Here is a 22,420-nt window from a genome sequence, read left to right as displayed (position 1 = left end):
CGAGTATTCTAAGGTCGTGGGTCGCGAGGTTCGTGTCGATGAGATTCAGCCGGTGGCAAACGAATTGCTCGCCGCCAACTTGATCATGCGCCGTGGCACGGGCTATATGGTGTGACCGATCCCTTCGTCCAGGAAATCTGGCGTGAGCGTCAGGCGGTACTGAGTAAATTCTGAAGTGTTTGCCATGATGCGGTAGCTCACTGATGCGGCGTCGTGTTCTTAATGGAGTACCAAAGCAATGGATCCGCATGCGTGGCATAGCCGACAAAATACGTCTCTACCGTAAAACGTTCCGTCCACCAGTTTTGTATGCGCTGACTTCGTCTGTTTTCTGGCTTACGGTGTTGCTTGCGACGCTTGTAGTAAGCCTTACATTTTTTGATCTGTATGTGCGACTCAGCGATCAAGGCGAGCTTCTCAGCTCCCGCGATCAATGTTTGCTTCTACTGGCTGAAATACCAATGTTGTTCGGGGCGGTACAAATTCATCTTGTCGGGGCTGAGCGTCGGTTTCGATATCTGAATCCAGTTGCAAGTCGCGTCAGCATGCGCACCCCTTATCGCAGTCTGGACCGCGAGAAAATCGCGTTCATCCGTAGAATCTTCAGCCAGCAGGAAAGTCTTCGTGCATTGGCGAGCCATCTGGTTGAAGAGTGGGAATGGCGGGAGGAAATCAAACGGCGTGCCCAAGATCCAATCTGGATTCGTGCCATTGGCTTTTTCAGGCTTCCGAGCACATCCAACTTTGCCACCTACATGGCAGGCTTGGTCGCAATACTTGCGGCCATTCTCATCACGACCATCACTCCAGACACCTTGTTCGGTGCGCTCGAAACGCTCCCCGCCAACGCGTGGTCAATCATCCGCAATCTAACAATCGTCATAGTCCTGCCCATTGGTCTTTGTGTGCTCCCCACGGCGGTAATTATGGCATTTGTTAAGGACATAGGCGTCGCACTGCTTGAGCGGCTGAACGACCAGTATCTTAGCCAGGCCGGCTTTTATCGGTTCATCTCTCAGCTTCTGGAGCTGTATGATGTAGGCGAACGGATGCTGCTTCGTAAAACCCACGGGAGGGTTTATTGGGTCGTTCGTGTGGGCATTGTGCCCTTACAGGACCTCAAGCGAGTAAGAAACAGAATTCGCCGTGCCAGGCGGCTAGCTAAGCAATCTGCCCTCCCCAGATGAAGCCGTTTTTTTGCGGGCATTGCAGGCAGAGCAATGAAGGTTGATACACAAATCAGGGATGCGCTTTCGCGCCTATTACTTAAGGAAAATCATGAACTCTACAGTCAATGATATAGCGTTCACTGAGCGTCGCCGTGTATTTGTGCGAGCTTTAGTGGGTGGAATGTTGCTTCTGGTTATGGCCTTGATTGGGTTGCGTCCTAATTCCAACGGAATTGCCGCGATACTAGGCGTGTGTTCGCTATGGTTCTGGGTTATGGCGTGGCTTAATCGGAAGGCTGGTTCGCAAACCTTGATGATCCTGAAGGATAAGGGCATCTGGTTTTTCAATGCTGATGGGTTAGTTCCCTATACGTCCATTGAAGGTACAGAGGTGGAATCGTATAGCGGGATAGGACAGATGCAGCTCAATACGGTATTTCACATTATCGCCGAAAAGGCTGACACTCTGCCGAAATTCAATGACAGCCGGTTGAAGATCTTTTTCAAGATGCCAAGTGCACGTAAGGGAAGGGGCTTTCGCAAGCATCTGGTAGTGTTCAACTACGGTGGTCTACGCGACCAGGACGGCAAAAACGTCGACTATGAAAACCTTCAAGACGAACTGACTTACCGCATTCAAAAGGCTCACCAAGAGGAACATGAGCAGAGCAATCGAGTATATGTGCCCTCTTCCTCGGCAAATGATGCGCTATCGTCTACCGGGCCTTTCACCAGATAACCGCAATCAGCTGGTTTGGGGTACGAATTCACGGCCTCTTGAGCCGGAAGGCAAAAGAGGGCGTGATCACTCTCCACAGACGAGATCAGAAACGGAGAATCCCGCTCCAGGCGGGATTCTCAGCCGTCGATTGCATGCATTCGACGGGGCAGGACGCTGTTACCTGACACTGGGCCATCTGACTTTCATCAGAAGCGGGGTGCGATCCAAAGATCCCTGAAGCCACCCTGTGGTTTACGCCTAGGCGCAGATAGAATTTTAGTCAATCTATGGCAACCATGCCAGACAAGGAGCAGCACCATGGCACGTGGAGTTAACAAGGTAATTCTGGTCGGAACTTGCGGGCAAGACCCAGAGGTCCGCTACATGCCCAACGGCAATGCCGTGACCAACCTGAGCCTGGCAACAAGCGAACAGTGGACCGACAAGCAGACTGGGCAGAAGGTCGAAAAGACCGAGTGGCACCGTGTTTCGATGTTCGGCAAGGTTGCGGAAATCGCCGGCGAGTATCTGCGCAAGGGTTCGCAGGTTTACATCGAAGGCAAGCTGCAGACCCGCGAGTGGGAAAAGGACGGCATCAAGCGTTACACAACTGAGATTATCGTCGACATGCAAGGCACCATGCAGTTGCTCGGTGGCCGTCCTCAAGAGGACGGCGCTTCTCAGCAGCAGGCACGTCCGCAAGCCGCTTCTCAGCCTCAGCGCGAATCGCGTCCCGCTCCACAGCAAGTGCCGCAGCCAGCCCCTGATTTTGATCGCTTCGATGACGACATTCCGTTTTGACCCGACTCCGCCTTGGCCTTAGGGCCGGGGCTTTCAAGAGGGAAGTCATTACTTCCCAGGGCGGCTGCGAAGATGCCGTAAAATTCAATCTGTCGGCACTATGGCGCCGCCCAGCGGCGCCTTCTCAAGTAAGGGCAAAGCATGTCAACTACCAAGCCACGGCCAGGCCGGGTCAGGCGGTCAATGACCGTAGCGGATTTTGAGCTGCTGCTACCGTTCCTCAAGGGCATCGATCCTGAGCGGATCGAAGCGGCCCGGTTATCGCTTACCCAATCCAGCGAGTACACAAACACCCAGATTGCCGCTAGGTTTGGTGTCACCCGACAGGCCGTGGAGAAGTCGGTCAACAGGGTGTGGGAGGCTTATGAGGAATGGCAGGAGTCACAGGCAGTAGCCACCGGCAAGAAAGTGCCACGCGGCTGGGTCGAGGTGGCAGTGCCACCTACGCTGGTTAACCAGGTACTGGCCCTCATCGCTGAATCACAGGCTGGGACGCGCAAAAAAGCCAAAACCCCAGAGCAATAAAAGCTCTCTTCCCAAGACGTGTGCGCTGATCCATAGCCGGAATCTCTCCCCTTTAAGCTTGATTGAATGGCTTAGCCCTGCCGGCTGCGTCGCAGTCACGGTCGCGCTGCCCAGCGTATGGGATAGCCGGAATCTCTCCCCCTTAAGCCAGATCGTACAACACAGCCTTGCAGGCTGTGCCGTCGTCCCTCGCGCTGCCAAGATATGCCATAGCCGGAATCTCTCCCCTTTAAGCTGGATTGAGTGGTTCAGCCCTGTTGGCTGCGCCGCAGTCACGGTCGCGCTGCCCAGCGTCTGGGATAGCCGGAATCTCTCCCCCTTTAAGCCGGATCGAACGACGCAGCCTTGCGGCTGTGCCGTCGTCCCGATCGCGCTGGCCAGGATATTGGTATAGCCGGAATCTCTCCTCCTTTGAGCTGCATCAGACGGCTCAGCCCTGCGGGCTGCGCCGCGATCATGATTGCGCTGACCAGCGTAGCGGCATAGCCGGAATCTCTCCCCTTTTGAGACGGATCGAACGATGCTCTCTGTGCTCTTCGGTCGTGCAGGAAAGGCCATCAGCCATAGCCGGAATCTCTCCTCCTTAATTAGGACAGGCTGTCGCTAGGCATCCGTCGGGTATAGCCGGAATGTCTCCCCCTTAATGTGCGCAGGGCGGCTATGCCCATCAATCACGTACTGGTTTGCAGAGGCGTCAAGGCCGCTGTACAAGGCCGCAGCGAAGCTCAGGGCCGGTTCACCGGCCCGAGCCTCGAACGGGCGCTGGGAGCGAGCGCAGCGTGCCTTGATGGATTTGAAGGGCGTTTAAAACCCTTCGAGGTAAAGGGCAGGGGTTGCTGCACCTCCCTTGCCCTCTGCCTCCCGGCGAGGGAGTAAATGCTGTTAGCCATGGATGGGTGCAATGGGACGATCCTCAAAGCTTTAACTGCCAGCCATGCTCGCCCCCTTCGGGGGACGTTCCCCGCGCTGCGCATCGAGCCGTCGCCCTTCGGTCTAGTCTCGACCCTTTCGGGCGGTCCACTCTCGTTCCGGCCTTTCAGGCCTGCGCGCTCCGCGCACCAAAGGCAGTCGATTTTCGCGGGCGAAAATCTCCCAGGTCAAAAGCGCGCAGTCCGTGCGTGCCAGTTCCGGCGATACGTCCCAATGCGGGGTTTGCTTTATGCGATGGTGACCAACTGGGCGTCAGGTGCAAGGGACGCTTCGCTTCTGCCCTTGCACCTGACGCCCAGCCGGCCCCCTGTATCGCACGCAAACCCTCATCGCATTGGAACGGATCACCTCCAGGGACTGGAGTGCATCCCGATCCTGCAGAAGGAAGGGCGCTGCGCGCCGTTTTTATAAAGTCAAAAGCACGCTCCCCTAAACGCTTGGCCCAGATCACATCAAAGTCAAAGGCAAGGTGTCGAGCGCTGAAATTAATCACATATAGGCAACCTAAAAGGGTTGCATAATATACGGATTCTTCGTATAATACTTTCCATGGGAGGCACGGTGGGTGCAGCCCGAACCCCGAAAGGATGAGCCATGAAGACCGAGCGCGAAGAACTGGAGTTTGAGAAACTGGAAGCCGAGATCCAGAAGCTGGCCGCCGAAACGCGAAAGCTGATCGCAGAGACCAACAAGGTAAAGCGGGAAACGTTTTTTTACCCGTTTGTGGCGGCAGGCGGGATCGTTACCGTGATCGTCACAGTTGCTTCTTTCATCCTGAAGTTCTAAGCAAAGGCCCCGAGAAATCGGGGCCATTGTCCGTCGGCTCTTGAGATTCATAGGGGTTTGCGAGACAGTTAGCACAGGGTCTGCAACGGCATGACCCTGCATCCCCGAACAGGAAGATCATGAGCCACGATCAAGTCATTAAGCAGATCAAAGAAGATCTTGCACAGCTGCGCAATGAGGTCCGCAACGGCCCTCGCCACGAAACCCGGAACATGCTGGTGTCTGCCAGTCTGGGCGCAGCATTCGCGCTCGGCGTATTCTGGCTTGCCTTCAAACTGCTGTCATGAAACGAATTCAACATTACGACCCGCCTTCGACGGGTGATCTGGCGCACCTGAAGGATGAGCTCAATTTCACCAGTGCGCAGATGGCAGACCTTGCAGGACTCGCCCAGGGCGCTCAATGGCGCAAGTACACAGGCGGAGTAGCGGCCCGTGAATTGAGCCTGCACATGCACTTCTACATGGCTGCGTTGCTCACGCTTTCGGATGAGGAGCTAGGCCGGATAGTGGAATGCATGCGCGCGCACGGCGCAGAGGTGGAGCTGGGGCCCCTTCCGGCTGGTCGTCCGCCAAAACCCGAGTAATCCGAACCGCAAATGCAGAAGGGTCAGCAGGACGACCCGCTGAGCCAGCCGGATCTGCAGCCCAGTCCAGTCCGATGCGCGATCCTAATCATGAATCACGCGCAATCATTTTCCCGTCCAACACCATGTGTTTTCGGCGATCACGCTGCGATTGGATGCCAAGGGCGTTTCTTCGGGCCGTTACGCACTGTTTTGATACTCCTGCAAGCTTGCCTACTGCCTCATCCGTAAGGAGGCCCAGCACGCCAACATAGCCCGCTAGGGCCTTGCGCGGCTCTGCAGGTGGAATACCCAATAAGGTCCTGCGCGCTCTGACTACTGAAGTGCTAACGCCCAGCAGCTGGCCCACGTACCTATCCGATAGCGCACCGACCAACGCAGCAAAGCGCTCCAACGAAGGCATGCCTGGCTCAACGTATGGGCCGATGTCCAGTTTAAGGCGGCGTTGACGCACAGCCTCAGTAGTGACGCCAATGCGCTTGGCCAGGTGCGGATCAGGCATGGTGCCTAGAAGTGAATCAAAAGGCTCAATCTTTGAGCGTGCCGGCACGTTGCTGCCCTCTCGAGACATGAGTAAGAACACCCACCATCGCGTGGGGGCTATAGCCGGAATCTCTCCACCTTAAATGACCAGAGACATCTGGTCGTCCCGCACCACCACGCAATCAAACCCTGCAATCTTGCGGCCTTCCCGTATGGGCAGCAGCTTCATGCGCAGGTTTGTATGGGCGTTAATATCGTTGATTGCAGGGTCCAGGACCCATTTACGCAAATCCTTGTTGTTCGCGTATTTTTCGCCCAGGTCCAGGATCTGTCGTAACCGTTGTAAATCAATGTAGCGCCGGCCATGGCGCAAGTTGACCATCTGGGCTGCCAGCTCGTACATGCGAATGGAGTAGAAGCTGCCAAGATTGCCTATGTGCTTGAGTTGGTAGGACGTGAATTCTCGGTTCAGCATGGTCATCTGAGGCAAGACCGTGGGAGAGAACCCTATCTGCACGCAGCCCTGACCTTCAAGATATTTGCGGTGATAGATCCACCGCATATCCCCTGAATCGACGGATTTGATTTCACGGGTCCAGAGCTTGTCGACTGCCTCAGCAAGAATGCCGTAGGCGTGACGGGTTTCTATACCAAACAGGTTCGAAAATTCCTCCGCGCGGACAACCAGAAAGCCTGCTGGCCCTTCGGGATGCTCGTTTCGCGAATCGATCATGGATGCAGCGCACAGGATCAGACGCTTTTCGTTGAGGGTCAGCGTATACGAAGCCTCAATGAGGCTATTTGATTGAGATACCTTGAATTTCTCCAGACCCGCCACCGCGACTACCTCCCTGCATGGAGTTCGATTATGGCTGCGGGGGAGAGAGTGTCAATGGCGCTCCACTTTTTTACCTGTGCATAAACATGTTATTAAGCTGTTTATATGCTGTGGGTAACATAGAAAAAGCAGGGTATTACAGCCGGAATCTCTCCCCCTTCGCATAGCCGGAATTTCTCCCTCTTTAGCCGGAATCTCTCCCCCAATAGCCGGAATCTCTCCCCATCAAGCAAATTCATCCCCAAAAACAAGCACAGGAAAGCCCAGTAAAAACAATAGGTTAGCCTTCTTATCCAAAGTACCGAAATTGGCTCTAAAACAGGTTTAAAACAGGTAAGAAAATAAAAATCTTTTAAAAACGAAAACAGAGCGTGTGACTCCCGGCAACAAGCGGGCCTAGCACCAAATTTGCCTTTCCAACGCCGCCTGCCCTCCGCCATCCTGGCTACGCCCCGCCTACGGCGGCCTGGGATGGGCGTCCTGCCCATCGAAAGCAGCTAGCCTTCGGCCTCTTAACTTTGAGCGTTGCCTGCAATTAACAAACATGCCAAACAAATCAGTGACTGCACGGACATCGATCAAAGCAAAGCCAAAGAACAAATTGCATAAAAGCACACCCTGCCGGGGGCACGTACCTCGAGATCTGTGAAACAGTCCGTCTAAGCGGCCCGGGCGTCCCGCCCGCACTCTCGGCACAGCCTCGACCCCTCCGGGGCGCTAAGACCCGGATAAATCGCGCCCAGCCGGTAAACCGGCTGCCCGCTCAACCGGGCGCGTGTGCGCGCTGGACTGCAGTAGAACTTTGTTGAATAGCGACCTAAAAGCGAGCTGTCAGAAACGGGGGGGGCTTCCTGCGATGTAAGGACCAATTCAGCGAGCTCAGAGCGCGCCTGCGCGCTTTTACAGGTCTAAGGGATCCAATCCGTGGCGTTGGTGGTGAAACCGCTCACAGGGCGTTTTACGAGGCCTTTTTTCAACGCGAGATGTTGCTGGTTCACACGGCTGGTCCAGCTGGGTTCTACAGAACCCTGAATCGGCGATAGAAATCGGAAATGAGGCGGCCCAAGAACGACCTTATCGAGGGAGAGGGAGAGGGAGAGGGAGAGGGAGAGGGAGAGGGAGAAAAAAACCCGCAGAGCGGGTTTTTGGAGAGCTTGCCTCAAAGGCTCAGCACTTTACCAAACTTGTCGCCAATCTTTTTCTTGAAGCCACCATCATCGGCAGGGCAGCCATTCAGGAAACCTGCGCGCTGTTTCGCCGTATCAGAGGGTTTGAATTTTCCCTTCTTCCAGACCTGAATACCAAAATATTCCTGAATGGTGTCACTGCATTCAGAACCACCGCCCTGGCCCATGACTTCACCAGCAAGGCAGAGCACTGCCTTGCACGGGTCAGCAGCACTGGCATTCAGTGAAATCAAGCTCATGGCCAACACAGATGCTGTAAGAATAGCTTTCATGATTAGTCCCTATTTTTTCGCCTTTGAATACTCAACAAACGCTTTCATGTAGACAGCTTCCTTGTATGAGGCAAACTGGTAAGTCGCTACCGCCGTACAGCCTATCGCAAAAACAAAAGCCAGGGGAATGGCCACCTTCGCCCAGGTGGGGAATTTCATACGAGCCATTTCGACCCGAATAGCCTTCATACCATTCGACACTTCATCAAACTGATTGCGCAGGTTCATCGCGGCAGCGTTGTTTTGCTCGGCAAAAGCCTGCGTCAGTTTCTCGACTTTTTCCGAATTTGATTGAAAGGCCTTGTCAATAGCCTGTTCAATGAAAACGTGGAGCTGACCACGAACAAAATCTATTCGCTCGCCTCCTGCCTCCTTGATGCCCTCATTGATTTGATCGAGTGTTTCAACAAGGCCTGCTTGTAATGCGTCGAAATGGCCAGGAAAGGAATCTTTCAACTGTGTGACCAATGGCCCGATAAGCTGGAGATCATCCCTGATCTTCAATACATCCGAGGCGACTTCGGCAATGATGGCGTCCTTCAGTAAATCAACACTTGTGCTCATCGTCATTACTCAAAGAGTGCTTTAAAGGCGACATCAAGCTTTTCGTTCATATCCACAGCGAGGTATTTTAGCGCACGCTTGCGCGACCAATTAACTTTGTCGGCTGGAGTCTCGGCGTTCTTGATCATTTCATTGAAGTTGGTTTCATCTTGCAGAATGTCTCGAATACTCATGCCCTCGTCACGGGCACGGCCGAAAAACTCATGGTCATAGACAACCGCGTTTTTGTTCAGTGTGAAAGTTTTCTCGGCATTGTAATAGGCAAAAATAGGGATGAACGCTTTTTCCAGGTCGACGTCTTCACTCTCAACCTTGTTAAAAATGAGTCTGATTTTTTCAGCAGGTACACCCATTTCGCTCAACGACTCGATTGTCGCGATGGTATCTACCATTTGTTTGTTGCTGGGCACGACCGGGATAACATAGTAATCCCAGATTTCATGCGACCCTTTGTACTGGCGCATGAGACGTTGCCATACTTCAACGTTGGAAGATCCAACGTCAATGATTGCGTTATCGTAAATGACGATGCCATTGACAATATCGCCGTATTGTTTGCCGGTCATGTTTTCATCGGCGTTGCCGTCATGCGAATTGATGGATTCAATGCGAATAACTTTCGCATTGTCCATTCGCGGTTCCAGTACGTTATCAGATACAGTTGATTTTCCACTATTACCCGAATTGTTCATTACAACTGTTAGCATCGACGTTATTCCTTGGCCTTCAACTGATTCAATAGAGGGTTGTCATTGACCATGTATGACCTGGCCTTTGCTTCCCTCTGTTGTTTGGGCGTCAGACCCAAACTCCCTTCATTATCCGTTTCTACAGGCTTCGACGGCGTGTGTGCCGTGGCTTTGCTCTCAGCAGTTTTCTGTACTGGACGAGGTTCGCCTACGTGGTCTTTGTGTCGTTTTCTAACGGTAAATAAAGCTTCTCTTAGATAGCGAACACTGCATGTAGAACCAGCGTCATTCATCGCTTCACATATCATTTTCAAAGGTACGCTATGGTTTTGTGCTTCTGCAATCAGATCATAGAGCATCGATACTTGCGCTGTCACTGGCAGCGCTTCAAAGCCCGAGATCTGCTGTGCATGCTCAGTGATCCTCTGCAATACCAATTTGGTGTCCTCAATTTTAGCTGTAACGAAGAATATTCGTGCACCATCCATCCGTCAAGCTTAAGCCTGACAAAGACATGGCTAATCCCTGACAAATAGCTGACAGATACCTGACAACCAGTATTTTTCCGGCCGTATTCCTGACAATTAGATGACTAAGTCCTGACAAATAGCTGACTAGGACTTGCATGCCGAGCGGCCTGCGAATCTGATCTACATCACAGGCACGCTAAGGATGTATACACATGGTCTCCGACCAGGGTGTATAATCCGCGTACCAAAGGGGATGCCCCTTTGAAACCCCTAATCGGCCTCTACAAGTCCATTAGGTTAATCTAAGCAGCCTCTACGAGTCTTCAGGATGAAACGCGACAAGCAGAGTCCAGCAGTGCCCGAGGCGCAGAGCAGTTCCAGGGCGAAGCAACCATCAACCGCCGCAGCGTCCAAAGAGAAATCAATTGTCATCTCTTTCAGATTGTCCGAATCGGCTTATGAACCCTACCGCGAGGCGGTTGAAAAAAGCGGCGTGGGCCGGTCGGCGTTTTTTCGTCAGTTATTTACCGATAACAGGTCCAAAGTGATATTGACCGAAAAGAAAATACACACAGAAGATTATAACAAGTATCTGCATCTGGTTAACAAGATTTCGAACAACATCAACCAACTTGCGCGCCTGCTTAATGGCGCGGAAAAAGTGGGTAAAGTCACGCATCAGCAATATGCTACCGGTTTGAACACACTCAATAGCATTCGTCTCATGCTGCTCTCGAAGCTGGGCCGAAAGGAGTAGCGGTTTGATCATTCGCTACGGAGGCGGAAACAAAGGCATAAAGGAATACCTTGAAGAGGGTCGCAAGGTAGACCGCCATTTGTCGCGCGACGAACTTGATCGGCGTGTTCCCGTTGAGGGTGATCTAATGGTCACCCAGGCGGTTATTGATTCTATTCCTGATCAGAATCAGGATCGCTACCTTCACATATCCATGTCATTCAACGAGCCTGATGTTCAAGAAGACGACATAAAAAAGGTTTTCGGTGAATACCGTCAACTGCTCATGGCGGCATATGGCGATGACGAATACAACATTTACGCTGAGATTCACTGGCCAAAGGTAAAACAGTCGTACAATCATAAAACGCAGGCGATGGAGCCTCGTTACCCGCACGTTCATATTGTCATCCCCAAGAAGAATGTACTGACAGGCAAATTCCTGAATCCAGTCGGAATGCATGAAGTGAGCGTTAAGTACCTTGATGCCATTCAGGAAAAGCTTAATCGTGATAACGGACTTTCATCGCCCAGGCTCAGCCCGCGAATAGGTGCTGATCATTATGCCGCCGCACTGGATCGTTATAAGGCGACCGAGTTTGTCACAAAGAACGGGAAGGTAAAGCGGGCTATCCATTCTGCGATTATTTCCCGTGACATTCGCTCATTTGAGGTATTCAAGGATCTGGTTTCCGAGTACGGCGAAGTCAAGGTGCGCAACGCAGGTAAGGAAAACGAGTACCTTGCAGTTCGTGTGGGTGATGATAAAAAATTCACCAATCTTAAAGCCAACATTTTCAACCAGGCCTATCTGGAAAATCGCGCCCTGGTGCTCGATCCTGTCAGTGATGCTCAAGTAAAGACCCGACTTGAAACCTGGCAAACCATTCAAAGTCGGGAAGTCAAATACATCAGTAACGCCTCGGCCAAGGTAAAGTCTCACTACAGAGACTTGTCCTTGCCTGATCGAAGAACCTATCTCGATGAGAGGGAGCGCAGCTATGGCGAAAAATACAGACCCCAACGACAACCAGAAAGCCATGAGTACTCAAACGAAATACCCGGTCTCGGAACGGGAGATTACGGCTCAGGTCATTTTGAATTTGGACGAGAAGGACCGGCCCAGGCAGGTCATTTGCACGAGTTGTCCGAAGGCAATGTGGATCACTTCGCAGCAAAGGGGAGCGGATCAGTTGGACTGTTTTTGCTTGGTGATGAAGCAGATGACGTACACGACGTGGAGGCCGACCAAGATATTCGATTGCGAGGTGCTCTATATGCTGGAGGCGGAGGCAGCCGAGAAAGCCGCGCGGGAAGGGTAGTCCCAGACCTGATCAGTGATCCCCAGTCCTGCGTGCTCACCTCCCTCCTGCACGCTGAGGCAGACAGGCAGCTGCAAGCCAATGACCTTGATCGGTTCAAGGAGATCCGCACCCATCTCGATGCACAGCATCTCCTTGCCTATGCCCAGCTCAAATTCGGCGTTGACCCGGCTCTGCACCCGGTCAGCAAGGCCAAAGACGGCAGCGTTCGCATCAGGGCAGGCAAATACAATTACAACGTTTCTGACTTCCTCACCAGGCATGTTGGTCTTGAATGGGGTGAAGCGTCGAACCTGCTCTTGGAGCTGTACGAAAAACAGCAGTCGGGCATTACCGAGAAGCCCCTTTCCAAAGTCATATTGTTGGAGGAGTGGCGTCGTTTTCGCCAAGAAATCTATCCGCAGAATATTCGCACTTATGACGATCTGAAAAACGAGATTAAAGTCAGTTTTTCGCTTGGCCTTAAAGCTATCAACTCTGAATATTTTTCACGTCGAAAAAATATCACCCAGGACCAGACTTTAAGTCGCGCTGACAAGCATTACTTTCGCTCAGTTGTTATACTGGAGAAGTTGCAAAAGGTTGAAGCGCTACAGCAACGGATTGATGAGCAGAACAGCTTAAAGAACAGGGTTAAGTACCCGTATTCAACTCTTTTTTATGATTTCGCAACGAAGAGCGAGGCCCTAGGCATGAAGATCCTTGATCAGCTGAAACGGAAACATGTAGCACCCATGGAAGAAGGCGTGAACACAATCGGTGGCCAGCGTCCTTTCACACCTCACCAGCTGCCTGACGGCGCAGAGGCGATGAAGCGTGCCCGACTGGTTGCAAAGCTTCACGCCCAGGAACGCGAAGCTCGCGAGCTACGCATCAAGCTGTCGGATTTGCGCGCAAGGCCCCAAGCTGATGGAACAGTGGCGTTCAACCACAGAGAGCATGGCAAGCAGATTTTCGTCAACCATCCTGACCGCGTTGAACTCAATCGAACCACTGAGCCAGACGAGGTAGGCGTAGGGCTGATGTACGCTACCGAGCGCTTCGGTAATCCGCTCGAAATCAGCGGTAGCAAGGAATTCAAGCAGCAACTCATAGAGGTTGCTGCTGAGCGTGACATGGACATTACCTTCACAGATGAGCGCCTCAACCAGGCCTTGGCTGCCAAGCGTCTGGAACTGGGTCTGGAACCGCTCGCAGGCAATGTCATCACCGTCCCTACACTCGAGCTGGATAGCAGCCTGCCTGTTGACCAGGCGGTTGATAAGGCGCTGCTGGAGTCCAGGGTAGCCGAGCTGGACGCGGTCAATCAGGGCATACCTTATTCGATGGCCGATGTGGCCATGCACCAGGACATGGTTTCCGATGCAACGGCGCGTCATGAGGAGATCGCGGCAGGGTTCCTGGATAGCGATCGCATCCGAGAAATTGCACGCGAGGACCTTGATGCCTACGCCTACCTGCAAGGCAAGCCTGAGCAGGTACCGTTGGCACTGGCTATGGCCGAAACCAAAGGCAACGGTGTGTACAGCGATTACCTGAATGAACACGGACCTGCAGAGTTTGGCCTTACGGTTGATGCTGCCCGCTTCATGGTTCAGCGTGACGGGGGCATCTCCACTCAGCAGCCAGTGGCTGGACAAGTGCCTGAGCCCCAGGTTGAATCGATGCCAGTGCAGGCCCAGGTGGAACAGGAACCTGTGACTCGTTTCATTCGCCCGGACTTCGTCACAGCGCTTGAGGAAAAAGCGCAGCTGGAACAACCGGCTGTTAACAGGGAGCCAACACAGTTTGCAGACTGGACCGATGCGGCCAGTACCGCAGCACGCCTTCATGCAGACTTCGACCTTGAGCCGCGCAGTGACGAGTACAGCCGGAATGTCGCTGCCGTGGGCATCGAGGCGTCGCAATACATGGCCAGCGCACAAGGTGGGCAGGAAGAGTTCTACGGCGCGGACAAGGCCTACCATGAGGCAGCGCTGGTCTCTGATATGAGCCGCCTCGCTGCCACGCACGAAGCCTATCGTACCTATGTCCAGAACTATGCACCGACTCAGCTCCAGACCCGCATGGATGCCGTTCAGCCCGCTCCAGCTGTAGAGCAACCAGCTGCAGGTATCGAGCCGCTGAACTTCACTCATAACGGCCAGCCAGCCGAACTCGACCTCAGCCGTTATTCAGGTCAACCGGCTCCCGGTGAGCCAGCTGTAACCGTCATCGAGCAACCAGCAGCTTCAGCGCCCGAGCCGTTGAACTTCACCCATAACGGCCAGCCAGCCGAACTCGACCTCAGCCGTTATCAAGGTCAACCGGATCCCGCTGAGCCAGCTACAGCCGTCATCGAGCAGCCAGCAGCTTCAGCGCCCGAGCCGTTGAGCTTCACCCATAACGGCCGGCCAGCCGAACTCGACCTCAGCCGTTATCAAGGTCAACCGGTCCCGGCTGAGCCAGCTGCAGCCGTCATCGAGCAGCCAGCAGCTTCAGCGCCCGAGCCGCTCAACTTCACGCATAACGGCCAACCCGCTACGCTGGATCTTGGACGAAATAGTGCTCCCGCCAGCCCAGTGCAGCAGCTGTCGCCCGAAGTGGCGGCTAGAGCCTCAGAGCTTCGTCAGGTTCGTGAGATGTACGCTGCTGACGCTGCTCCGGATGTATACGATCAGATCGTGCGCAGCGGTACGCTGGCCGATGTGGAGCGAGGCCATGAGGATATCGCTACGCATGAAGCGTTTGGCAACGACGAAGCCTTGCGTGAATTGGCTCGCAAAGACCTGGTGGCCTTTGAACGTCTGGAAGGTAAGCCTGAGCAGCAGAACGTTGCGCTGGCCATGGGACGAGCGATGGAAAACGAGCAGTACAGCGCCTATATTGCCGAGTACGCGCCTGAGGGCTTCGCAGTAACCGTCGAGGCTTCGAGAGTGGTGGCGTCTGAGCAAATGACACAGGCACCAAGCGGCATGGAAAGAGCCGAACCTGATTTTGATATGTAAGAGGCCACTATGACGCGATCAGTTATCCAGCACAGGGCGATTTCAGCGCAGATTGCATCACTGCAATCCCAGCTGGCTGCCTTGGAAGAAACGTCCGAGTACGTGCGTGACCGAGAGTTCGTGGACCAGCTGGATAACCTTCTAAACACCTACGGCAAGGACTTGCGGAGCGTGATAGCAATATTTGATCCGCAAGCCAAGCCTTCGCAGGAAGGAAGGTCACAAGGAAGCCGGGGACCGAGGAAGGTTCAGAAGTACCGCAATCCACACACTAACGAAATTCTGGTAACTGCCGGTGGCAATAACAGGGTTTTAAAAGAGTGGAAAAAGCAGTACCCTAACGAGAACATCAAGGACTGGATTGAAGGAAAAAAGCAATGAGAAAGTTGATATTCGCACTGATGGCTTGTGCGGCGCTGGCCGGTTGCAAGAATGAAGGCGGTGATTTCGTCGGTGTTTGGAAAAATTCAGGCAAGCTTCCCGAAACCCTGACTATCACCAAAGCTGGTGACGGTTACCGTGCTCAATCCCACATTGAGGATGACAAGGAAGGCTATATGGATGTTGAGGCTGCTCTTGTAGCTGAGTCTAATACCCTGCTTGTCACTTCCGAGAAAGAAAAAGCTTTGGAATTATCAGGCGGTAAGGTCACAAGCTATCTGCGCAACGGGACAGATACCTTCACCAAGGTAAAATAAGCCGGTTACCCGAAAAGGCGCTACGGCGCCTTTTTTTTGCCTGCGTTTTCGCTAGAGTGAAAATTTAGGAAGGAGATCAGGACTAGATTAATTTAAAAACTGAAAAAATTCTGCTACCTGTCTGCGGCGATAACTGGGTTTTAAAAGAGCGGAAAAAAGTATCATAAAGGATTGGATCGAAGGAGATATTAATTGAGAAAGCTGATTTTCGCACTGATGGCTTGTGCGGCGCTGGTGGGTTGTAGTGACAAGGGCAAAGATTTTGTTGGGGTCTGGAAACTTTCCGATAAGTTACCCGAAACCCTAACTGTTACCAAGGTTGACGACGGCTATCGCGTTATGTCCCACATTGACAAAGATGATCACGGCTATATGAACGTGGAAATTTTTGTTTATCCTGAGTCCGACAAGCTTCTTGTGTCGAAGGAGAAGAAAAGGGCATTGGAGCTGGGCAGCGACGGCAATCTCACCAGCTATCTGCGCATGAAGCCGCAGATCTTCGCTAAAGCTAACTGATCCGCTTCCCCCATAAAAAGGCGCTACGGCGACTTTTATTGCCTGCTGTTTCGCGGGCGCGAAATCAAGGAAGGAGTAACCATGAGCTATCTTTCGCTAACCCCTGCACAAGACTGGTTCTTTCGCCATGCTGCCCCAAACCCTGGACAGCCCCCGATCGTTTATCAGGTTGCCGTTTGGGCACTCAAGCCGCCTAAGGAAGAAGGGGGTAGATCGGAAATTATCGGTTTGATTGCGCCGAATTTCGGAGGGATGGAAAGCCGCATGCTTCACGAGCCGCCACCTGTGCCAGGTTGCTATCTGCACCGCGACCAATTGAACGAAGAAGAACTGAAAGCGTTGGCCAAGCGTTGATGGAGTGTAGGCCGCTTCAGAACCCTCCGAGACAGCGGGGCCCAATGCTGTTACTTATACGATAAGCTGCACCCGCTGCGCTGGGTTAGGCGCTGATTATCACAAAAAAATGGAATTGATTTATGAAAAAGCTGTTGGCAACTGCCTTGATTTTTTCCACCCTTACAGGTTGCGCCGCCATTCAGAACGAAGACGGCAGCAACAAGAAAACTGCGGTCTATGGGGGAACCGGTGCGTTACTGGGAGCAGCGGCAGGCGCTTTGCTGGGCGGTAAGAACAAGGGCAAGGGCGCGCTGATCGGTGCGGCTGTAGCCGGATCAGCAGCCGCAGGCTATGGCTACTACGTCGACAAGCAGGAAGCCGAGTTGCGCGACAAGATGAAAGGATCGGGTGTACAGATCGAGCGTAATGGCGACGAACTGAAACTGGTGATGCCGGGTTCCATTACGTTCGCTACTGGCAAAGCAGAGATACAGCCGTCCTTCTACAACACCCTGAACCAGCTGTCCTCCAACTTTGGTCAGTTTCCTCAAAGTGATCTTGTGATCACAGGCAATACCGATTCGGTTGGCAGCTACGAAGCTAACAAGCTTCTGAGCTCTCGCCGAGCGGACAGCGTTGCTCAATACTTGCAGGCCAACGGTGTGAGTGCTTCGCGGGTGCGTACAGTAGGTGCTGGTTCAAGCCTGCCTATCGCTACCAATGATACGGCGGAAGGCCGTGCTCAGAACCGGCGTGTTGAAATCAAGCTGGTTCCCCGCCCTGGCGCTCAAAGTGCCCAACGCTAAGCCTTGATCCTGGCTAAGCCAAACAGCCCGCCTCCTGTTCAATGGGCGGAAAAAAACCGGCATTAGAAGCCGGTTTTTTCCATTTCGCGGGCGGGAAATACTGCTATCGAGTCAAGTCACGTACGAATTGAATCGGACCGGGCGCACTGCTGCTGTAGTTTTCCTTTTCACCTTCCAAGGAATACTTCCAATGAACGTGATCGCCCTCCCCTTCCCGCTGCTGATACACCGCGAACGAGAACTGTGCTGAGCGCAGTGCCTCCCTCAAAAACGGGTAGTCACTTCCTTTTGCGTCGAAGGTTTCGATCACTCCAAATAGGGCGTCGTGATCGAACGACTCGATCTGGTCAGCCACCATTGCCGCATAGATCGAGGAGTCGAACATTGCAGACTCGCGGAAGGCAATACGGCGTGCTACAGCCATAATCCGGTTCTCCTCACTGCCAGGCGAGTGGGTAGACAACGGGCTTGCCGCCCTGATAAACCATTGTGCCTGCTTTGCGGGTGCAGGTTTTGCCAGCGTAATAGGCGCCTTCGCTGAACATCTGGGTACCAAGGAAGCAGTATTGCGCCAGATCCTGTTGCACTCTGGCTTCCCGGCTTTGCTCAAGGCGCTGGACGCGCATGTCCTGCGCGGTCATCTGCTCTTCCATAGATTTGATCTGGATGTTCGCCCGGTCCATGTCAGAGCTGGAAGCACAGCCAGTCAGTACTATGCAAACAGCGGCAGTTGCGAATAATGCTTTCATGAGTCACTCCTTAACGAATTAGTGCCTGGCTGCCCCAGGCGGCCCACCACTGCGCAGGTGACGCGATTTTCGCGGGCGCGAAAAGTCAGGCAAAGACCATTGCCGGCACTTCGGGTTTCGGCAAATTGGCACGGGATTTAAAGAACTCATCCTCATACCAGACAATCTTGTTGCAGCTGATGGGCAGAATCCGACCGCCCTTCTTGAAAATCAGTTGCTCGGTATAAGGCATGTTCACAATCTCCTGAGGCAGCATCAGGGCGCGTTGGTGACGCTGTATCGAGTCGTTTGTACTGCTTCCCTGTTTGGACATGCCTCGGCTGCGCTCCTTGTGTTTGAGCGTCCTGTAGCCCAGTCGCTCGGAATATTCTTTTGCGTCTTCCATATTGTCGGGAGCAAACACAATTTCATTGTGCATGGTGCCGAGCAATGCTTGGCCGCCGGCCTTGCCATAGACGCGATCCGAATAGATCTGCGCCTTGTTCTGGAAGATCACCGCATAGCGCATGTTGTAGGCACGGGTGTATCCCGAGGATTTTTCAATAACGCCAATGCGCCCGAGAGCCACGAACTCATCGAGCAGCGGCAGACACTGGTATTTCAATACCGGATTGCCGTCTGCATCCTTCGGTCCCTCATCCGGCAGGGTACCGGTGTTGACCGCCAGGGCTTGCGAGAAAAAGATGTTGAGCATCTTTGCGTACTTTTCGACGTTATCCGGTTGGATGCCGACGAAGATGGTCATTGGTTTCTTGCGCAGATCACGAAAATCGAAGTCGGATTTGGAGGTTGCGGCACGTGCCATCGCATCGGTAAAGACGCTCAGGGCCGTGGAAATAATGCCGCGTACCGTCTCTTTCATCTTGTCGTTCGCGTTCGCATAGCCCATCAGCATTCGAACGGTCTGTTCGGAGAGCTTGCGGCCCTCATTGTCGCGCCAGGCGATCGTGCTCATTGCCCATTTGTCGAAGCCAATGGCAACAGTGTTGAGAGCGTCCGCTTGATACATGGTCCGCTCCACTTCGGGGCTTTCCATCATGTACATGAGAATGCCATCCAGCGCATCCCGGGCAGTCAGGTAGAACCCCTGGTTCGGTCCGTCCGGTGCATCGATCAGGATGGTGGTCAGGGACTTGATGTCGGCCAGCGTCTTGCGCGGATCTTCGCTGATGTAATCCAGCGGGTTCCAGCAGTGCGATTGAAAGTTCGCGTTGTCAGGGGAAAACAGGTACACCTCCTGACCCATTACGTCCTTACGATAGCCGGCTGTGATCGCGAAGTTCTCGGTCTTCGGGTCAAAGTTGATGACGCTGTGCGGATAGGTCAGCAGGTTCGGAATAACGAAGCTGACACCCTTGCCGGCGCCTGGAGGCGCGGAAAGGGTTGTGTATTCTTGCGAGTAGTCTGCGATGAAGCGCTTGCCCTTCTTGCCCAGGATCACTGCAGGCCATTTCGGTGTGTAGTCCGGCTTGTAGAACATGTTTGCCTTGGCAATCTCGGCATCTGTCGCAAAGCGCGCATCGCCGTGCAGCTTGTCGATCTCGCGCTTGCCGCTGAATACGATAGCCAGGCAAACAACAATGATCAGAACGACCGGCACGGCAGACAATGCCAGTGAAATCTTGATCATTTTCTCGACTACCCCACCGACATGCCCGTAGGCGCTGTAGTAGTCGTGAAGCGTGAAGACGCTCACAGTTGCCGGGTCCAGATCCAGCCGCTGCAGCAGGAAAGCCCCACCGGCGTATTGACCTCCGACGACGGCGGCGATGGCCAGAATCAGCATGATGATCGCCGCGGTGATTTTCCTTCCCATGACCTATTCCCCGTTCAACAGGCGAAGTTGCTCTTCTGGCTCGAATAGCACTTCCTTGAGGTAGGAGCCTTCCCAGTGGCAAACGCAGTCGATCGATGTTTTCACCGTGCGGTAGATGAACTGATAATCGAGTGTCAGACCCACGTCTGACTGCTTGACCATTTCCGTCAAGCGGGCAGCAGCGCTGTTGCAGTCGTTGAAGTGGGCAGTCGTGAGACTGCCCTTGTGGCCGGTATTGAGGACCGAAAAATACGACCAGGTTTCGTCGCCTTTGAGCTCGGACATGAAGATGTGGTCGGCCTTCATCCGCATGCAGGATTGCACCAGGTATCGAGCGCTCATGTGAGGCCCGAAGAACAGGTGAACCCGGTTCGGATGATTGGGCATCTGCAGTTCGTGAATGTCCTCGATGGTGATGTAACGCTTGGCGAGCGGATACAGGTCGACGATGGCCTTGGAAAAAGTCGTCTTGCCCGAACCGGTCGCACCGCCGAACAGCAGATTCAGCTTGTGACGTACGGCCATCTGAAAGAACTTCATCATGTCGCCGCGCTTGACGCACATGATCATTTCTTTCTGCCATTCTTCAATGTCGCCTTTCTTCTCGATCACACGATAGCCGCTGAGGCGGCCAGTATCGTGATAGTCCTGCAGCGAGAAACGAGCGGAGGATGGTTTACGAATGGTGAATGAAATGCAGCCCTTTTCCGTGGCCGGGGGCATGACGATCTGCCCCCGTTCGCCGTCAGGCAGCGCAACTGGACAGATCGGGTTCTTCTGCAACTGGCCGGAGTCGTTGGCGACCCCTACCGCCATTGCTGTTGCCAGCTGGGAACACAGTTGCAGATCCAGATGCGGGGCTTTTTCACCATGCCACATGCTGTTCTTTTCGTACCAGATTTCCCCAGGGCGATTGATGGCCACCTCGGTAACGCCCGGAATATCCAGTTTGTCCTGAATGCCCGTCTGCTTGAGCAACGAGCGTACCGGTTTCGAGTTGTCAAAGACCGGCGCCGCGATGGCGCCAGGCTGGATGAAAGGGCTGACAGTCGTCATTACTGCACTCCGTACACTCTGGTGAAGTCCACATCGCGGGCAACCAGGATGTTGGTTTCCGCCGCCTGTTTCACATAGCCGGTATTCGGTATGTTGATGCTGTTCTCAAGAGCAATGCTGGCCATGTCACTGCCATTGTCTGTGCTGCTGTCAAACGAGACTTCGCTGCTGCTTGTCGAATTGCTCAGTGCTTTGAATACATCGTCAGCAAAGCTCAGCAATATGGCACCGCCGAAGCGTTCCATCAGATGGCGGTCAATCCATGCGTCAAGACCGGCACCACCCAGAGCGTCAGCGGCGAGCGAGTCAAACTGAACGTGTGCATGATCAGTTGTCTCAACGTCACCCCACGCAACAAACACCTTGGCCACACCTGCAGACATCGCCACCTTGCGCTCGCCGTTCACGGTGCTGCCCTTGCCCATCAGCAATACCGAACCATCGGCGCTGTAGACGTCGCGGTTGATGATGCACATGACGCCACCCGGATAGTTGGTGACAACGCGCTCGCGCATGGTGCAAGGAATGGTTGTGCCACGGGCCAGCAGGTATTTCACGCTTCCGCGCTGCTGTACGGTGCCGTTCGGATACCGTTCGGTCTGCAGCATGCCGCCAATCGAAGCTTTGCCTCCTGCAGAGCCACCAGTCCCCCCCGCTGCGCCGCCGCCCAGGCTTGCACCAGTTAAAGAGCCGCCACTGTCGGACCCGGACAGGTACGAGCTGTCGGCCTCTTGACCATCGAGTGAGCTTGCGCTCGCATTTCCGCCTGCAGCACGGGTATTGGAACCCGAGCCACCGCGGCCACTGGCTGCATTGTTATCTGCCCATAGGACTGAGCCGTTCAATCGGCGAGCGGCCGCGACCTCAGCTGGCGTCGGTTCGCGTTTGGCTGTGCCCCCACCATTGGCTTGCTGAGGTGCTTGACCACGCTGCGCACCCTCATAGCGTCCAAGGCTTGGCTGCCCTGGAGCAGGCTGCTGGCCGCTTTGACGGCCAGCGTTCAGGCGAGCCAGTTCTGCCTGTTTTTCTAGGGCAAGGCGTTGATCTTCGGCAGCTTTCTGCTGCGCAGCGAGATCCGCGGCAAGCTTTTCCTGATAGCGGCCCAGATCCGGGCCATCGCTGGTTTTCTGCGCCAGTGCCGGATCTTCTGCCACGTTCGCGGCCCTCGCAGCTTTGCTGGCCTGAACCGAGCGATAAGCGAACAACCCTACGAAGCCTAGGCACAACAGGGCAGCAACAATGATCGCGACGACCGCGATGACCACCCCTTTACTCTTGCGCTTTGGGGATTTGGTCGTAGGTTCTCCGCGATCACCTGCCAGCGGTTGAGGGGCTACAGGCGGATCAATCGGACGGCCTTCCTCTGCATCAAGGTCT

The 22,420-nt window shown here is 53.9% G+C and carries 24 protein-coding genes and 1 pseudogene; 15 read left to right on the top strand and 10 right to left on the bottom strand.

Annotated features, from left to right (window positions below; translation table 11 throughout):
- The 8 genes and pseudogenes from LT42_RS26310 to LT42_RS24780 form a co-directional block, all read left to right on the top strand.
- Positions 1-174 (top strand): annotated as a pseudogene (locus tag LT42_RS26310) (ATP-binding protein); the annotation flags it as partial.
- Between the two features lie 74 nt (positions 175-248).
- Positions 249-1,187: a hypothetical protein gene (locus LT42_RS24805; protein WP_037019331.1), complete on the top strand. Its 939-nt coding sequence runs from the start codon at positions 249-251 to the stop codon at positions 1,185-1,187.
- Between the two features lie 91 nt (positions 1,188-1,278).
- The gene (locus tag LT42_RS24800) at positions 1,279-1,908 is read left to right on the top strand and encodes a hypothetical protein (protein WP_037019330.1); all 630 of its coding nucleotides are present in this window, start codon (positions 1,279-1,281) and stop codon (positions 1,906-1,908) included.
- 300 nt (positions 1,909-2,208) lie between these two features.
- Positions 2,209-2,691, top strand: a complete 483-nt coding sequence (locus LT42_RS24795; protein ID WP_037019328.1) for a single-stranded DNA-binding protein — start codon at positions 2,209-2,211, stop codon at positions 2,689-2,691.
- 183 nt (positions 2,692-2,874) lie between these two features.
- Positions 2,875-3,216 (top strand): TrfB-related DNA-binding protein, encoded by a 342-nt coding sequence (locus LT42_RS24790; RefSeq protein ID WP_037019326.1) that lies wholly within the window; start codon positions 2,875-2,877, stop codon positions 3,214-3,216.
- Positions 3,217-4,740: 1,524 nt separating this feature from the next.
- Positions 4,741-4,932 carry a hypothetical protein gene (locus LT42_RS24785; protein ID WP_037019441.1) on the top strand — a complete coding sequence of 64 codons (192 nt, stop codon included), beginning with the start codon at positions 4,741-4,743 and terminating at the stop codon, positions 4,930-4,932.
- Between the two features lie 119 nt (positions 4,933-5,051).
- Positions 5,052-5,219, top strand: coding sequence for a hypothetical protein (locus LT42_RS26060; protein WP_162835427.1), 168 nt, complete (start codon positions 5,052-5,054; stop codon positions 5,217-5,219).
- Positions 5,216-5,518: a hypothetical protein gene (locus LT42_RS24780; protein WP_037019438.1), complete on the top strand. Its 303-nt coding sequence runs from the start codon at positions 5,216-5,218 to the stop codon at positions 5,516-5,518. The genes LT42_RS26060 and LT42_RS24780 overlap by 4 nt, the downstream gene beginning before the upstream one ends.
- Positions 5,519-6,140: 622 nt before the next feature.
- Here the strand turns inward: LT42_RS24780 and LT42_RS24770 are convergent.
- From LT42_RS24770 to LT42_RS24750, 5 genes are all read right to left on the bottom strand, one after another.
- Positions 6,141-6,839 carry a replication initiation protein gene (locus LT42_RS24770; protein WP_276209572.1) on the bottom strand — a complete coding sequence of 233 codons (699 nt, stop codon included), beginning with the start codon at positions 6,837-6,839 and terminating at the stop codon, positions 6,141-6,143.
- Between the two features lie 1,159 nt (positions 6,840-7,998).
- Positions 7,999-8,298, bottom strand: a complete 300-nt coding sequence (locus LT42_RS24765) for a TrbM/KikA/MpfK family conjugal transfer protein (RefSeq protein WP_037019432.1) — start codon at positions 8,296-8,298, stop codon at positions 7,999-8,001.
- Between the two features lie 9 nt (positions 8,299-8,307).
- Complete coding sequence (locus LT42_RS24760) at positions 8,308-8,862, bottom strand: hypothetical protein (protein WP_152597739.1); 555 nt, start codon at positions 8,860-8,862, stop codon at positions 8,308-8,310.
- Positions 8,863-8,867: 5 nt separating this feature from the next.
- The gene (gene stbB, locus LT42_RS24755) at positions 8,868-9,569 is read right to left on the bottom strand and encodes a StbB family protein (RefSeq protein ID WP_037019427.1); all 702 of its coding nucleotides are present in this window, start codon (positions 9,567-9,569) and stop codon (positions 8,868-8,870) included.
- Between the two features lie 5 nt (positions 9,570-9,574).
- Entirely contained in the window at positions 9,575-10,039 is a 465-nt protein-coding gene (locus tag LT42_RS24750) for a hypothetical protein (protein WP_037019425.1), read from the bottom strand.
- 310 nt (positions 10,040-10,349) lie between these two features.
- Between LT42_RS24750 and LT42_RS24745 the strand changes: the two genes are divergently transcribed.
- From LT42_RS24745 to LT42_RS24700, 7 genes are all read left to right on the top strand, one after another.
- Positions 10,350-10,778, top strand: coding sequence for a plasmid mobilization protein (locus LT42_RS24745; RefSeq protein WP_052075410.1), 429 nt, complete (start codon positions 10,350-10,352; stop codon positions 10,776-10,778).
- A gap of 4 nt (positions 10,779-10,782) precedes the next feature.
- Complete coding sequence (locus tag LT42_RS24725; RefSeq protein ID WP_152597738.1) at positions 10,783-15,066, top strand: LPD7 domain-containing protein; 4,284 nt, start codon at positions 10,783-10,785, stop codon at positions 15,064-15,066.
- Positions 15,067-15,075: 9 nt separating this feature from the next.
- Positions 15,076-15,447 (top strand): histone-like nucleoid-structuring protein, MvaT/MvaU family, encoded by a 372-nt coding sequence (locus LT42_RS24720; protein ID WP_037019414.1) that lies wholly within the window; start codon positions 15,076-15,078, stop codon positions 15,445-15,447.
- Positions 15,444-15,764 carry a hypothetical protein gene (locus LT42_RS24715; protein WP_037019412.1) on the top strand — a complete coding sequence of 107 codons (321 nt, stop codon included), beginning with the start codon at positions 15,444-15,446 and terminating at the stop codon, positions 15,762-15,764. The genes LT42_RS24720 and LT42_RS24715 overlap by 4 nt, the downstream gene beginning before the upstream one ends.
- A gap of 192 nt (positions 15,765-15,956) precedes the next feature.
- Positions 15,957-16,280: a hypothetical protein gene (locus LT42_RS24710; protein ID WP_037019410.1), complete on the top strand. Its 324-nt coding sequence runs from the start codon at positions 15,957-15,959 to the stop codon at positions 16,278-16,280.
- Positions 16,281-16,361: 81 nt separating this feature from the next.
- Positions 16,362-16,634: a hypothetical protein gene (locus LT42_RS24705; RefSeq protein ID WP_037019407.1), complete on the top strand. Its 273-nt coding sequence runs from the start codon at positions 16,362-16,364 to the stop codon at positions 16,632-16,634.
- A 122-nt stretch (positions 16,635-16,756) separates the two neighbouring features.
- Positions 16,757-17,422, top strand: a complete 666-nt coding sequence (locus tag LT42_RS24700) for a YiaD family glycine zipper/OmpA-like lipoprotein (protein WP_037019405.1) — start codon at positions 16,757-16,759, stop codon at positions 17,420-17,422.
- 103 nt (positions 17,423-17,525) lie between these two features.
- On the opposite strand, the gene LT42_RS24695 is transcribed toward LT42_RS24700, so the two are convergent.
- The 5 genes from LT42_RS24695 to LT42_RS24950 form a co-directional block, all read right to left on the bottom strand.
- Positions 17,526-17,846 carry a hypothetical protein gene (locus tag LT42_RS24695; RefSeq protein WP_037019402.1) on the bottom strand — a complete coding sequence of 107 codons (321 nt, stop codon included), beginning with the start codon at positions 17,844-17,846 and terminating at the stop codon, positions 17,526-17,528.
- A 13-nt stretch (positions 17,847-17,859) separates the two neighbouring features.
- Positions 17,860-18,171, bottom strand: a complete 312-nt coding sequence (locus LT42_RS24690) for a hypothetical protein (protein WP_037019400.1) — start codon at positions 18,169-18,171, stop codon at positions 17,860-17,862.
- Between the two features lie 85 nt (positions 18,172-18,256).
- Positions 18,257-19,957: a type IV secretory system conjugative DNA transfer family protein gene (locus LT42_RS24685; protein ID WP_160176728.1), complete on the bottom strand. Its 1,701-nt coding sequence runs from the start codon at positions 19,955-19,957 to the stop codon at positions 18,257-18,259.
- Between the two features lie 33 nt (positions 19,958-19,990).
- On the bottom strand, positions 19,991-21,043 hold the full coding sequence (gene virB11 / locus LT42_RS24680) for a P-type DNA transfer ATPase VirB11 (protein ID WP_052075409.1): 1,053 nt from the start codon (positions 21,041-21,043) through the stop codon (positions 19,991-19,993).
- Positions 21,043-22,308, bottom strand: a complete 1,266-nt coding sequence (locus tag LT42_RS24950; RefSeq protein WP_052075408.1) for a TrbI/VirB10 family protein — start codon at positions 22,306-22,308, stop codon at positions 21,043-21,045. Before LT42_RS24950 ends, virB11 begins: the two co-directional genes overlap by 1 nt.
- Positions 22,309-22,420 lie beyond the last annotated feature (112 nt).

Source organism: Pseudomonas lutea (assembly GCF_000759445.1).
Classification (GTDB): Bacteria; Pseudomonadota; Gammaproteobacteria; order Pseudomonadales; family Pseudomonadaceae; genus Aquipseudomonas; species Aquipseudomonas lutea.
Note: the sequence above shows the minus strand (reverse complement) of the source record. Positions and strands in the feature narration are given on the sequence as shown.